The sequence below is a fragment of the Aeromicrobium sp. CF4.19 genome, assembly GCF_051262555.1.
Lineage (GTDB): Bacteria > Actinomycetota > Actinomycetes > Propionibacteriales > Nocardioidaceae > Aeromicrobium.
The window spans coordinates 107,476-119,918 of the sequence record NZ_JBIMEU010000005.1; the positions used below are offsets into that span (position 1 = coordinate 107,476).

Here is a 12,443-nt window from a genome sequence, read left to right on the forward strand (position 1 = left end):
GCTGAGGCACCGATCCGGAGGATCAGCCGTCCTGAAGCAGGTCGGCCGCCCGCCGGGCGCGGGCCAGGACCTCGTCGAGGTCGTCACCCACGACGGTGACGTGGCCGACCTTGCGCCCGGGCTTGACCGCCTTGCCGTAGAGGTGGACGTGGACGTCGGGCTCGGCCTCGAGCACCGTGGCGACCTGTCCGTGGAGATCGTCCACGGCACCGCCGAGCACGTTGACCATGACCGCCCAGGGCGCCCGCGGCGTGCTGGGTCCGAGGGACAGGTCGAGGACGGCCCGCAGGTGGTTCTCGAACTGGCTCGTCGCCGCGCCGTCGATGCTCCAGTGCCCGGTGTTGTGCGGTCGCATGGCGAGCTCGTTGACGAGCACCCGGCCGTCGGCCGTCTCGAAGAGCTCGACGGCGAGCATGCCGGTGACGTCGAGCTGCTGGGCCACGGTCTCGGCGATGCGCTGCGCCTCGGCGGCGAGCGCCGGGGCGAGATCGGGGGCCGGGGCGATGACCTCCTTGCAGACGCCGTCCTGCTGGAAGGACTCGACCACCGGGTACACGACCATCTCGCCGGAGGGGCGGCGGGCCACCTGGGCGCACAGCTCACGGCGGAAGTCGACGAGCTCCTCGGCGATGAGCTCGTGGCCCGCCCCGAGGACCTCCCGGGCCTGTGCGGCGTCTCGGACGACCCAGACACCCTTGCCGTCGTAGCCGCCCCGGGTGGTCTTGAGCACCGCGGGGTAGCCGAAGTCCTCCAGCTCCTCCAACGCGACCTCGGGGTCGCTGGAGAGCAGGTCGAAGAGCGGGCACGGCACGCCCAGCACGCTCAGACGGATCCTCATCTCGCCCTTGTCCTGGGCGTAGAGCAGCGCGTCCGGGCCCGGCCGGGGCACGTGGCCCTCGGACTGCAGGGTCCGCAGGTGCTCCGGTGGCACGTGCTCGTGGTCGAAGGTCACCACCGGGGCGTCACCCGCGACGGAACGCAGGTCAGCCAGGTCGGTGTGGTCACCCACCTGGTGGTCGACCACCACCTGGGCGGCCGAGACGTCGGGCCCCTCGGCGAGGAGGCGGATGCGGACGCCGAGGCCGATGGCTGCCTGCTGCATCATGCGAGCGAGCTGTCCGCCACCGATGACGGCGAGGTGGGGTGCGGGCACGGGGTCAGCCTAGGTGCACCCGGGCCGGCTACGGAACGTGGTGCGGCGGACCCTGGCGGCGCGGACGAAAGCCACGACGCCGGCTGACCGTGATCGGCGAGACGTTGCCGAAGCCGCGCAGAGGGCGGGCCGGGAGCGAGCGCATCTCGAACTCGCCGTCGCCCAGCCCCGCGGCTGTCGCCTCGTCCACGAGCACGCGGTTGCTGCGGGCCACGTGGGACAGCCGGGCCGCGAGGTTGACCGGCGGCCCGAAGACGTCGCCGAGCCGACTGACGACCGAGCCCGTGGCCAGGGCCACCCGCACGTCCGGCAGGCTCTCGCGCGCGCCGATGTTCTGCACCACCTCCAGAGCGGTGCTCACCCCGGCTGCGGGGTCACGGTTGACGAACAGCACGGCGTCGCCGAGCGCCTTGATGACGCGGCCGCCGTAGGCGGTCACGACGTCGGTGCAGCGGTTCTCGAACTCCTCCACGAGCGCCCCGAGGCTGGCCTGGTCGATCGTGTTGGACATCGCCGTGAAGCGCGAGAGGTCGGCGAAGCCGACGGTCATCGTGGTCGAGAGCAGCTCGGCATCCACCGCCCCCAGCGCCTCGAGCCGGGCCGCCGCCGCCGCGAGGTGGCGCCGCCAGGCGTAGAGCAGGAGCGCCTCGAAGTCCGGCCCGGCCTGCTGAGCGACCGTCACGGCTGCCTCCAGCCGGCTGCGGGCCCGGCCGTGCGCCACGTCGGCCTCGACCTGGTCGACGATGGTCGCCACCTGCCAGTCGGCGAGCTTGGCCATGGTCTGCCCGAGCGCGCGCGTGAGCCGGAAGACGGTGGACTCATCGAGCAGACCGCCCTCGAGCGTCGCTGCGATCAGCGCGATGGCCTCGACGTCCCGGTCCCCGTAGGCGGGGGCGTCGCCCGCGTTGGGGAAGCCCAGGGCGCGCCACAGCCGTTCGCCCTGCTCGACCGTGAGCCCACCTTTGTCGGTGACCTCCGAACCGGTGAGGCACTGCTCCTCGCCGAGGATCAGCCGGGCCAGCTCCTCGCGCAGGTCAGAGCGGTTCATCGCGACGACGGTGAGACTCGTAGACGAGGGTGCTGACGGTGCGGTGGAAGTGCTCGATCCGCGGGATGTCGCGCAGGAACAATCCCTCTTCCTCCGAGGCTGTGTGCACGATGAGGGTGCCGCAGCGCAGGATGCGGTCGTTGAGGTTCTTCTCGAAGGAGACGTCGTTGACCCGGCTGAGCGGGATGACCCGACCCTCGCGCGTGAGGATCCCCTTCTGCTCCACGATGCGCATCGACGTGAGGGTGTAGGTCCACAGCAGCCAGCGGACGAACGGCAGCACCGAGAACCACAGCACCAGCACGACGGAGACCGCGACCACCCCCCACCGCACCCAGCCGTCGCCCGCGTCGCCGGCCTGGGCGGCCGCGAAGCCTCCGACGAAGCTCACGACGAGGAGCACGAGGAGCGGGACGAGGAGCACCTTGACGTGAGTGCGCGTCGTCTCGACCACGTCCTCGCCCGTCATCAGGAGCTTGCTGGACAGTGCCATGGGTCGATCTTGTCACGCCGGGTGCCCGCCGAGCGGCACGAAGCGCTCAGGCGTCGTCGGGTCTGACGTGCGTGACGTCGCCCGCACTCAGCGCGAGACCGTCCACGACGATGCGTCCGTGCTCGTCGACGTCCGAGGCGACCCCCCGGTGGACGGACCCGTCGGGCAGCTCCACGCGCACGGAGGAGCCGACCGTGCGGCAGCGGCGACGGTAGGAGTCACGGATCCCGGCCGAAGGGTCGCCCCCGGTGCGGACCCAGGCGAGGTAGAGCGCCTCGAGGGTGCGCAGCAGGATCCGCAGCACCACGGTCCGGTCCGTCCGTGCCGCGCCCTCCAGCAGCAACGACGTCGCGGTCGGCACGGGCAGGTCGGCCGCGGTGGTGGTGAGGTTGATGCCGATGCCGACGACCGCGGCAGCACCGGCGGGCGTCTCGACCCGCTCCAGCAGGATGCCGGAGATCTTGCGGTCGCCCACCAGGACGTCGTTGGGCCACTTCAGCCCGACCCCGACCGGCCCGGCCTCCACGCCGCACTCCTGCACGGTCGAGTCCACGGCGAGGCCTGCCAGCAGGGACAGCCAGACCCAGCGCTGCACCGGGACGTGGGCCGGCGGCCGCAGCAGCACCGAGACGATGGCGGCGGAGCCCGGGGGGGTCGTGAAGGCACGATCCATCCGGCCACGTCCTGCCGTCTGGGCGTCGGCGATGACCACGAGCCCCTCGGCCGCCCCCGCCCGCGCAGCCGCGGACACGTCGTCGTTGGTGGAGGCGGTCACGGGTCGCACCTCGACCTGCTTCCAGAGGCCGCCCTCGCGCACCAGGGCGCCGGCCAGGACGGCCGCGTCGAGCGGGGGGCGATCGAGGTCGTCGAAACGGCCGGACGGGTCCATGGGACCAGCCTCACACACCCCCGAGGGCCCGCCCTCGTTACTCTGACCCCGACGCCGGCCGGTGATGCCGGCACCCGATGCGAACCACGAGGGCACAGTGAGCGAAGCAGAGACCGACGCAGAGATCGAAGCACACCCCGAGCTGCACACCACGGCAGGCCGGTTGGCGGACTTCCAGCGCCGCAACCGTGAGGCCACGGTCGAGGTGGCCGAGCGCGCGAGCGAGAAGCAGCACGCCAAGGGTCGCCAGAGCGCCCGTGAGCGCATCGACACGCTCTTCGACGAGGGAACCTTCGTGGAGCTCGACGCCCTTGCCCGGCACCGGTCCACCGCCTTCGGCCTGGAGCAGAACCGGCCGCTCGGCGACGGCGTCATCACCGGCTACGGCATGATCGACGGCCGCCAGGTGTGCGTCTTCGCGCAGGACTTCTCGATCTTCGGCGGCAGCCTCGGCGAGGTCTACGGCGAGAAGATCACCAAGGTCATGGACCTGGCGATGAAGTCCGGCTGCCCCATCATCGGCATCAACGAGGGCGCCGGTGCCCGTATCCAGGAGGGCGTGGTCTCGCTCGGCCTGTACGGCGAGATCTTCCGCCGCAACGTGCACGCCTCCGGTGTCATCCCGCAGATCAGCCTCATCATGGGCTCCTGCGCCGGCGGCCACGTCTACTCCCCCGCGGTCACCGACTTCACGGTGATGGTCGACCAGACGTCCAACATGTTCATCACCGGCCCGGACATCATCAAGACCGTCACCGGCGAGGACGTCAGCATGGAGGACCTCGGCGGCGCACGCACCCACAACACGCGCAGCGGCAACGCCCACTACATGGGTGCGGACGAGGACGACGCGCTGGAGTACGTCAAGGCGCTGCTGTCCTTCCTGCCGCAGAACAACATGGAGGAGGCCGATGTCCACGACGAGCCGTACGACCTCGAGCCCACCGACGTCGACCAGGCCCTCGACACCCTGATCCCGGACTCGGCCAACCAGCCGTACGACATCCGGACCGTCATCGAGGCGACGCTGGACGACCAGGACTTCCTGGAGGTCCAGCCGCTGTTCGCCCCGAACCTGGTCATCGGGTTCGGCCGGGTCGAGGGCCGCAGCGTCGGCGTCGTCGGCAACCAGCCGATGCAGCTGGCCGGCTGCCTGGACATCGACGCCTCCGAGAAGGCGGCCCGGTTCGTGCGCACCTGCGACGCGTTCAACATCCCGGTCCTGACGTTCGTCGACGTGCCCGGCTTCCTGCCCGGCACCGAGCAGGAGTGGAACGGCATCATCCGCCGCGGCGCGAAGCTGATCTACGCCTATGCCGAGGCCACGGTCCCGCTGGTCACCGTCATCACGCGCAAGGCCTACGGCGGGGCGTACGACGTCATGGGCTCCAAGCACCTCGGTGCCGACATCAACATCGCCTGGCCGTCGGCGCAGATCGCCGTCGTCGGGGCGTCGGGAGCGGTCAACATCCTGTACCGCCGCGACATCGCCGCCGCCGACGACCCCGAGGCCCGCCGGGCCGAGCTGATGACCGAGTACGAGGACACGCTGTGCAACCCGTACGTGGCGGCGGAGCGCGGCTACGTCGACGCGGTCATCGAGCCGCAGCAGACCCGCGCCGAGGTCGTCAAGGCCCTGCGGCTGCTGCGCACCAAGCGGGAGACCCTCCCGCCCAAGAAGCACGGGAACATTCCCCTGTGAGCGAAGCGAACGAGTCGAGCACAGCGAGCGAAGCGAACGAGTCGAGCACAGCGAGCGAAGCGAACGAGTCGAGCACAGCGAGCGAAGCGAACGAGTCGAGCGCGACGGGCTCGGACGACGCCACCGCAGAGCCGACGCCCGAACCGGCCCCGGCGCTGCTGCGGGTGGTCAAGGGCGAGCCGACGGCCGAGGAGCTGGCCGCGGTCGTGGCCGTCGTGGCGGCCCGCAACGCCGCCGCGGCTGCTGCAGCTGCCGGGTGCACCGCGCGCCCGCGCAGCGAGTGGGGCCACCCGGCCCGCGCCCACCGCACGCCGCACCGCGTCGGCCCGGACCAGTGGCGACGCAGCAGCTGGGCCTGACCGCCGCCCCGGACCACCGCGAGTGGCGCAGATTCGCGAATCTGAGACGGCGTGTCGCGCGGATCTGCGCCACTCAGGGTCGGGTTTGCGCCACTCGCCGTCGTCCCGAGGGAGCCTGGCGTGACCTTGCGACATGAGCCGCGCGTCTCGGTCGCGGAGTGGATCGTCGCCGACGGCAACGACGCAGACGCCCGGAACCGCGCCCTCCAGGGACCACCGGGCTTCGCCGCCTACGCCACGGTCTGGTTCGATGACGAGGACGCCGATCCGTATCGCTCCGACGCCGGCCTGGTCGCGACCGCCACCCGCTTGGCGGCCGACCACACCTTCACGCCGGACGATGCCTGGTTCGCCTTGTGGGAAGGCTGGGGCGAGCTCGAGCACGGGCGCATCTACTCGGCCATGCAGCCGGACCGGGCGTTCGGACGGTTCTTCGCCCCACCTCGCCCGCAGGTCGCCCTCCCGGCGTTCGACCGGTCGGTGCTCGACGCACCACGCGTGGACCTGCTGGGCCAGCGCTCCTACCTCCTCTTCACCGGCAGGGTCGGCGATGTCGGCGACTGGGGCGCTCGGCCCTTGGCGCCCGGATGGCCCCGTGAGCTGCCGCAGGCCGCGCTCACCTGGCCGGCGGACCACGCGTGGTGCATCACCTCCGACGTCGATGCGACCTGGTTCTGCATCGGTGGCTCGCAGGCCCTCGTCGACGCTGCCGTGGCCAACCCCGACCTGAGCGCCGAGCCGACCACGTATGGCGATCCGCCCCGGCTGGCGACCTGACCCATCGACTGGCGCAGACCCGCCCGCGAGTGGCGCAGCTCTGCGCGACACGCCGTCTCGTTCTCGCGAATCTGCGCCACTCGCGGTTGCATGGGGTCGTGACCCGCCTGATCCTCGCCTCACAGTCTCCGGCCCGCCTCGCCACGCTGCGTGCGGCGGGCGTCGACCCCGAGGTCGTCGTCTCCGGCGTCGATGAGTCCCAGGTGCGCACGCACGACGCGGCGAACCTGGCTGCTGCCCTCGCCCAGCTCAAGTGCCGGTCCGTCGCCGTCGACGTGGACGATCCGGACGCCCTGGTCGTCGGTTGCGACTCGGTCCTGGCGATCGACGGCGAGACCTTCGGCAAGCCCGCAGATGCGGCGACGGCCACCGCGCGCTGGCGTCGCATGCGTGGCCGGTCCGGGGTGCTGCACAGCGGACACTGCGTGCGCCGGGGCGACCGTGAGGTCGTGGACACCGCCTCCACGATCGTGCACTTCGCCGACGTCGACGATGCCGAGATCGCCGCCTACGTCGCCACCGGGGAACCGCTGCAGGTGGCCGGCGGCTTCACGATCGACGGGCTCGGCGGCGCCTTCGTGCGCGGCATCGAGGGTGACCACCACACCGTCGTCGGCATCAGCCTGCCGATGCTCCGTGAGCTGGTCGCCGATCTCGGCGTCCGCTGGACCGACCTCTGGTGCACGTCGGGGCGTCACGACGACCACCGCTGAGGTTCCAGGCTTCCGGCGGTAATCGCGACCCGCTGCGACCCGGCGCCCCGACTGGCCCCGGCGTCCCACGAGGGCCCCACCCGGGTCCCAGACCGTGGGCCGTGTTGGCCACAGGGGGCGAGAGGGTGGAGACTGGGGACACGATGGCCACCTCCCCGCGGCGACGCCGCTACCACCCGTCCAGCCCCTTCCAGGCCCCGCCGGAGGTGGTGCACCCCGTCTACGCCGTGGGTGACCGCGTCTCCCACGACACGTGGGGTCTGGGGCGCATCGTCTCCCTGGAGTCCGACATCGCCGTGTCCGTGGACTTTGCGGGCACGATGCGGCGCATCACGCTGCCGTCCAAGCAGCTCGAGGCTCTCTGACCCTGCACGGGCCTACTCCACGGGCAGGCCGAGCCCGCGAGCGATGAGGATCCGCTGGACCTCGCTCGTGCCCTCGCCGATCTCCAGGATCTTGGCGTCACGGTAGAAGCGCGCCACGGGATACTCCTCCATGAAGCCGTAGCCGCCGAACACCTGGGTGGCGACACGGGTACCGGTCACTGCCGACTCGGTGGCGTACAGCTTGGCCACCGACGCGGCTTGCTTCACCTCGCCGGAGGGGGCTCCCGCGTCCTTGAGTGCTGCCGCGCGATAGGTCAGCGCGCGGGCACCGTCCAGCATCACCTTGAGATCGGCGATCTGGAAGGCCACGCCCTGCTTGGCGCCGATGGGCACCCCGAAGGTCGTCCGCTCCCCCGCGTACTGCACGCACAGGTCCAGGCAGGCCTGCAGGCAGCCGGTAGCCAGGGCCGAGATCGCAATCCGGCCGTCGTCGAGGGTGGCGAGGAACTGGGCATAGCCTCGTCCTTGCTCGCCGAGCAGGTGGTCGGCGGGCACACGGACATCGCTCAGCGAGAGGGCGTGGGTGTCGGAGATGTGCCATCCGAGCTTGTCGTACGGCGGCTCCGCCACGAACCCCGGCGTTCCCGCCGGCACCATGATGGCCGAGATCTCCGGCCGCCCGTCGGGGCGCTCGCCGGTGCGGGCCGTGACCGTCACGAGCGAGGTGATCTCGCTCCCGGAGTTGGTGATGAACTGCTTGGCGCCATCGACGACCCACTCATCGCCGTCCAGGACGGCACGGGTCCGCGTGGCGCCGGCGTCGGACCCCGCGCCCGGCTCGGTGAGCCCGAAGCCGGCGAGGGCGCGCCCCGCCACGAGGTCGGGGATCCAGCGCTCCTGCTGCTCCGCCGTGCCGAAGGCGACGAGGGGGTTGATGCCCAGGCCCACACCGGCCTGCAACGTGATGCCGATGGACTGGTCGACCCGGCCGAGCTCCTCGATCGCGATGCACAGGCTGGTGAAGTCGCCGTCGGACCCGCCGTGCTCCTGCGGGGCGGTGATGCCGAACAGGCCCAGGTCGCCCATCTCGGCGACGACGTCGGTCGGGAAGTGGTGCTGCTTGTCCCAGGCGGCGACGTGGGGGGCGATGCGACTCTCGGCGAACTCCCGCACGACACGGCGGAAGTCCTCGTGCTCCTTCGACAACGTGGCATCCATGCCCTGAGGTTAACACCCGTTAACCGATGATCCCCTGTGTCGACCCGGCGACCCCGGCATCAATCCATTGTTCATCCTCCGTCCTCCTGTCCGCGCTAGTCTGCGGGGCACTCGAGAACACTGTTCCCCTTCACGACCCAAGGAGTCGCCATGCCGGACCGTGCCCGCGCCTCAGCCGTGTGGTTCACCGTGGCCGCGGCCTGCCTCCTGCTCTACCCGGCGCTGCGACCGTGGGGGGCCGAGACGGGGACGGTGGGGGCTGACACCTTCGCCGACCTGCGGTGGCCGATCTCCCACACCCTGGCGATGATCGGCTTCGTGGCCATCGCCCTGGCGCTGCGCGAGATCGATCGTCCCCTGGAGCTGCTCGCGTGGGTGGGCGCCGCCTGTCTGCTGCCGTACTACGGCGCCGAGGGATGGGCGCTGCACGCGCTCGGGGACCACGTGCGGTCCTCGGGCGACGTCGCCGCCCTCGCGGTCGCCGAGGACTTCCGATACGACGCCGTCCCTGTCTCGTTCTTCGGCGTCGGCCTGGTGCTGCTCGCAGTCACCGGCGTCCTGCTCGCGGTGCACCTGCGCCACGGCGGGCTCGTGGTGCGGGTCGGATCGCTCGTGGTCGCCGCCGGGCTCCTCACCTACGCACCGCAGTTCTTCGGCCCGCCTGCCCTCCGAGTCGGCCACGGCGTCGTGCTGGCCGTCGGGCTCGCCATCGTCGCCGCCGGGCTCGTCGCCAGACGTGACGCACCTCATCGGCCCTCCGCACACGTCAGCCCCTAGACTCGGCAGGCAGTCCGCCCCACCCGAGGAGAGAGCACCCCCGTGAGCAAGCCCCAAGAGAAGGCACTGCAGAAGGTCCTGGTCGCCAACCGTGGCGAGATCGCGGTGCGGATCATCCGCGCCTGCAAGGACTCAGGCATCGGCAGCGTCGCCGTCTACGCCGAGCCCGACCGCGACGCCGTGTTCGTCCGGCTCGCCGACGAGGCTCACTCCCTGGACGGCTCCACTCCCGGCGACTCCTACCTCTCGATCGAGAAGATCATCGCCGTCGCGCAGAAGTCCGGCGCCGACAGCGTGCACCCCGGCTACGGCTTCCTCGCCGAGAACGCCGACTTCGCCCAGGCCGTGCTCGACGCCGGCCTGGTCTGGATCGGCCCCCCACCGTCGGCCATCGAGGCCTTGGGCGACAAGGCCAAGGCCAAGCAGATCGCCGAGACCGCGAACGCGCCGCTCGCCCCCGGCACCAAGGACCCCGTCAAGGACGCCGACGAGGTCGTCGCGTTCGCGAAGGAGAACGGGCTGCCGGTGGCCATCAAGGCCGTCTTCGGCGGTGGCGGCCGTGGCCTGAAGGTCGCGAAGACGCTCGAGGAGATCCCGGACGCCTACGAGTCCGCGGTCCGTGAGGCGGTCAGCGCCTTCGGTCGCGGCGAGTGCCTCGTCGAGAAGTTCCTGGAGAAGCCGCGCCACGTCGAGACCCAGTGCCTGGCCGACCAGCACGGCAACGTGGTCGTGATCTCCACCCGCGACTGCTCGCTGCAGCGTCGACACCAGAAGCTCGTCGAGGAAGCCCCTGCGCCGTTCCTGAGCGACGACCAGCTCGAGCGTCTCTACACCTCCTCCAAGGCGATCCTGTCCGAGGCCGGCTACGTCGGTGCCGGCACGTGCGAGTTCCTCGTGGCTGCCGACGGCACCATCAGCTTCCTGGAGGTCAACACCCGCCTGCAGGTGGAGCACCCGGTCTCCGAGGAGGTCACCGGCATTGACCTCGTGCGTGAGATGTTCCGCATCGCCGCCGGTGAGGAGCTGGGCTACGACGATCCCGAGATCATCGGCCACTCCATCGAGTTCCGCATCAACGCCGAGGACGGCGGCCGAGGATTCCTCCCGGCCCCCGGCACCCTGACCCGCTGGGCCCCGCCGAGCGGGCCTGGCGTCCGCATCGACGGCGGGTACGAGGAGGGCGAGACCGTCCCCGGCGCCTTCGACTCGCTCGTGGCCAAGCTGATCGTCACCGGTCGCACCCGCGAGCAGGCCCTGGAGCGTTCACGCAGGGCCCTCGATGAGTTCGTCGTCGACGGCATGCCCACCGTCATCCCCTTTCACCGCACGGTCGTCGACGACCCCGCCTACAACGCCTCGGGCGGGTCCTTCGACGTCTTCACGACCTGGATCGAGACCGAGTTCGACAACCAGCTCGAGCCGTACGCCGGGACCAGCGAGACAGACGAGCCCACCGAGCGCGAGCGCGTCGTCGTCGAGGTCGACGGCAGGCGCCTGGAGGTCGTCCTTCCCGGCGGTCTCGGGGCGGCGGCTCCTGCCGGCGGAGCCAAGAAGCCCAAGCGCAAGAGTCGCGGCGGATCCGGCGCCGCGGTCTCCGGTGACTCCCTCACCTCCCCGATGCAGGGCACGATCGTGAAGATCGCCGTCGAGGAGGGGCAGGAGGTCGCCGAGGGCGACCAGGTCGTCGTCATCGAGGCGATGAAGATGGAGCAGCCCATCACCGCGCACAAGTCCGGCACCATCAGCGGGCTGAAGACCGAGGTCGGGGCCACCGTCGGCGCCGGCGAGGTCATCGCCGAGATCGCCGACGCCGAGCAGTAGCCCGGTCAGCCGGACGCGATCGCGTTGGCGACGCGATCGCGCAGACCACCGGGGTTCTTGACCCAGTTGACCCCGTTGCGGCCAGGGCACGCCGTGGCACTGACGTCACGGTGCATGGCGATGCGCTGGACGGTGTGCCCGCCGATCTTGTACGGGCTGCCCTTGGCCGGCAGATCCTTGCTGCCGAGCCGCCAGGCGACCAGCCGGACGACGGCGTTGCGCTGCGCCGTGGCGGTGTGCGCCGTCTCGTAGTTGCCCATCATCGCGATGCCGACGGCGGACTTGTTGACCTCGAAGTTGCCGGCGTGGGCCCCCCGCACCATCCGGGTCCACCCGCCCTTGCGGCCCTCGAAGATCTGCCCGTACTTGTCGACGAGGAGGTTGTAGCCGATGTCGCACCAGCCCTGGCCGCCCACGTGGTAGGACTGGATCGATCGCACGATCGAGGCTGACTGCGCCTTCGTGTAGGAGTTGCTGCCAGCCGTGTGGTGGATCATGACACCGCGGAGCTTGCCGTAGACCGGGCTGTCGCACGTCGTCCCGGACCCCGCGCCCCAGGCGGATCGGGTCACGACCGATGGCTGCGCAGGCACCGCGGAGGCTGTCGTGGCGGCCGGGTCCTCTGCCTGGACGTCCTGCTCCGGCCCGCCGTCGACGGTCACGACCCTGACGTCGTCGGGAAGGTCGCTGTCGGAGCCGATGACCCGGGCGGAGACACCGTCGGAGCTCCCGACCCACAGGGGGTCGGTCCCACCACGGACGTCGCCCTCACCGGCCTGGGCACCGTCGGTCTGGAGATCGATCCAGTCCGACCACGTTCCGTCCTGACGCACCTGCACCTGCACGTCGACGCCCTCGGCATCACCCGCGTCGGCCCACGTGACGCCGACGAGGTCGAAGGCGTCACGCTCCTGGCGCTCCGCCTCCACCCGCCCGTCGCCCGACGAGGCAAGGGTGCCCGCCGTCTCGAGCGGCGTCTCCTGCAGGGACGTCTCCCCGAGGGTTCGCGAGTCACCCGTCGCGGTGTCGGCGACGTCCGGCCGATCCTGCGAGGGCTCGGCCTCGGCCGGCTCTGTCTCTCCGGCCACGAGCAGTGCCGCCACCAGAGCGACACCCCCCACGGATCCAACGGTGCTGATCAGCGTGCGACGCATTGAAATTCCCCCC

13 protein-coding genes are annotated in these 12,443 nt (G+C 71.1%); 7 read left to right on the plus strand and 6 right to left on the minus strand.

Going from position 1 to position 12,443, the window contains the following annotated elements; translation table 11 throughout:
* Window positions 1–22: 22 nt before the first annotated feature.
* Genes ACHAAC_RS12245 through ACHAAC_RS12260 form a run of 4 tightly spaced genes read right to left on the minus strand, consistent with a single transcriptional unit; the run spans window position 23 to window position 3,583 of the window.
* Complete coding sequence (locus tag ACHAAC_RS12245) at window positions 23–1,153, minus strand: 5-(carboxyamino)imidazole ribonucleotide synthase (RefSeq protein ID WP_435716520.1); 1,131 nt, start codon at window positions 1,151–1,153, stop codon at window positions 23–25.
* Between the two features lie 28 nt (window positions 1,154–1,181).
* A complete protein-coding gene (locus ACHAAC_RS12250; RefSeq protein WP_435716521.1) occupies window positions 1,182–2,201 on the minus strand; it encodes an adenylate/guanylate cyclase domain-containing protein in 1,020 nt (339 codons plus the stop codon).
* Complete coding sequence (locus ACHAAC_RS12255) at window positions 2,188–2,694, minus strand: PH domain-containing protein (RefSeq protein WP_435716522.1); 507 nt, start codon at window positions 2,692–2,694, stop codon at window positions 2,188–2,190. Before ACHAAC_RS12255 ends, ACHAAC_RS12250 begins: the two co-directional genes overlap by 14 nt.
* Before the next feature lie 46 nt (window positions 2,695–2,740).
* Window positions 2,741–3,583, minus strand: coding sequence for a biotin--[acetyl-CoA-carboxylase] ligase (locus tag ACHAAC_RS12260; RefSeq protein ID WP_435716523.1), 843 nt, complete (start codon window positions 3,581–3,583; stop codon window positions 2,741–2,743).
* Between the two features lie 97 nt (window positions 3,584–3,680).
* Between ACHAAC_RS12260 and ACHAAC_RS12265 the strand changes: the two genes are divergently transcribed.
* From ACHAAC_RS12265 to ACHAAC_RS12285, 5 genes are all read left to right on the plus strand, one after another.
* Window positions 3,681–5,285 (plus strand): acyl-CoA carboxylase subunit beta, encoded by a 1,605-nt coding sequence (locus ACHAAC_RS12265; RefSeq protein WP_435716524.1) that lies wholly within the window; start codon window positions 3,681–3,683, stop codon window positions 5,283–5,285.
* Complete coding sequence (locus ACHAAC_RS12270) at window positions 5,282–5,644, plus strand: acyl-CoA carboxylase subunit epsilon (protein WP_435716525.1); 363 nt, start codon at window positions 5,282–5,284, stop codon at window positions 5,642–5,644. The genes ACHAAC_RS12265 and ACHAAC_RS12270 overlap by 4 nt, the downstream gene beginning before the upstream one ends.
* A 120-nt stretch (window positions 5,645–5,764) precedes the next feature.
* Window positions 5,765–6,421 (plus strand): hypothetical protein, encoded by a 657-nt coding sequence (locus ACHAAC_RS12275; protein ID WP_435716526.1) that lies wholly within the window; start codon window positions 5,765–5,767, stop codon window positions 6,419–6,421.
* 98 nt (window positions 6,422–6,519) lie between these two features.
* Window positions 6,520–7,134 (plus strand): Maf family protein, encoded by a 615-nt coding sequence (locus tag ACHAAC_RS12280; RefSeq protein WP_435716527.1) that lies wholly within the window; start codon window positions 6,520–6,522, stop codon window positions 7,132–7,134.
* A gap of 143 nt (window positions 7,135–7,277) precedes the next feature.
* The gene (locus ACHAAC_RS12285) at window positions 7,278–7,499 is read left to right on the plus strand and encodes a hypothetical protein (RefSeq protein WP_435716528.1); all 222 of its coding nucleotides are present in this window, start codon (window positions 7,278–7,280) and stop codon (window positions 7,497–7,499) included.
* A 12-nt stretch (window positions 7,500–7,511) separates the two neighbouring features.
* Here ACHAAC_RS12285 and ACHAAC_RS12290 read toward each other — a convergent pair whose 3' ends face one another.
* Window positions 7,512–8,678: an acyl-CoA dehydrogenase family protein gene (locus ACHAAC_RS12290; protein WP_435716529.1), complete on the minus strand. Its 1,167-nt coding sequence runs from the start codon at window positions 8,676–8,678 to the stop codon at window positions 7,512–7,514.
* A gap of 150 nt (window positions 8,679–8,828) precedes the next feature.
* On the opposite strand from ACHAAC_RS12290, the gene ACHAAC_RS12295 reads away from it, so the two are divergent.
* Together ACHAAC_RS12295 and ACHAAC_RS12300 are read left to right on the plus strand one after the other, a co-directional pair.
* Window positions 8,829–9,455: a hypothetical protein gene (locus tag ACHAAC_RS12295; protein ID WP_435716530.1), complete on the plus strand. Its 627-nt coding sequence runs from the start codon at window positions 8,829–8,831 to the stop codon at window positions 9,453–9,455.
* 42 nt (window positions 9,456–9,497) lie between these two features.
* Window positions 9,498–11,276, plus strand: a complete 1,779-nt coding sequence (locus tag ACHAAC_RS12300) for an acetyl/propionyl/methylcrotonyl-CoA carboxylase subunit alpha (protein WP_435716531.1) — start codon at window positions 9,498–9,500, stop codon at window positions 11,274–11,276.
* Between the two features lie 5 nt (window positions 11,277–11,281).
* On the opposite strand, the gene ACHAAC_RS12305 is transcribed toward ACHAAC_RS12300, so the two are convergent.
* On the minus strand, window positions 11,282–12,397 hold the full coding sequence (locus ACHAAC_RS12305; RefSeq protein WP_435716532.1) for an N-acetylmuramoyl-L-alanine amidase: 1,116 nt from the start codon (window positions 12,395–12,397) through the stop codon (window positions 11,282–11,284).
* Window positions 12,398–12,443: the final 46 nt, after the last annotated feature.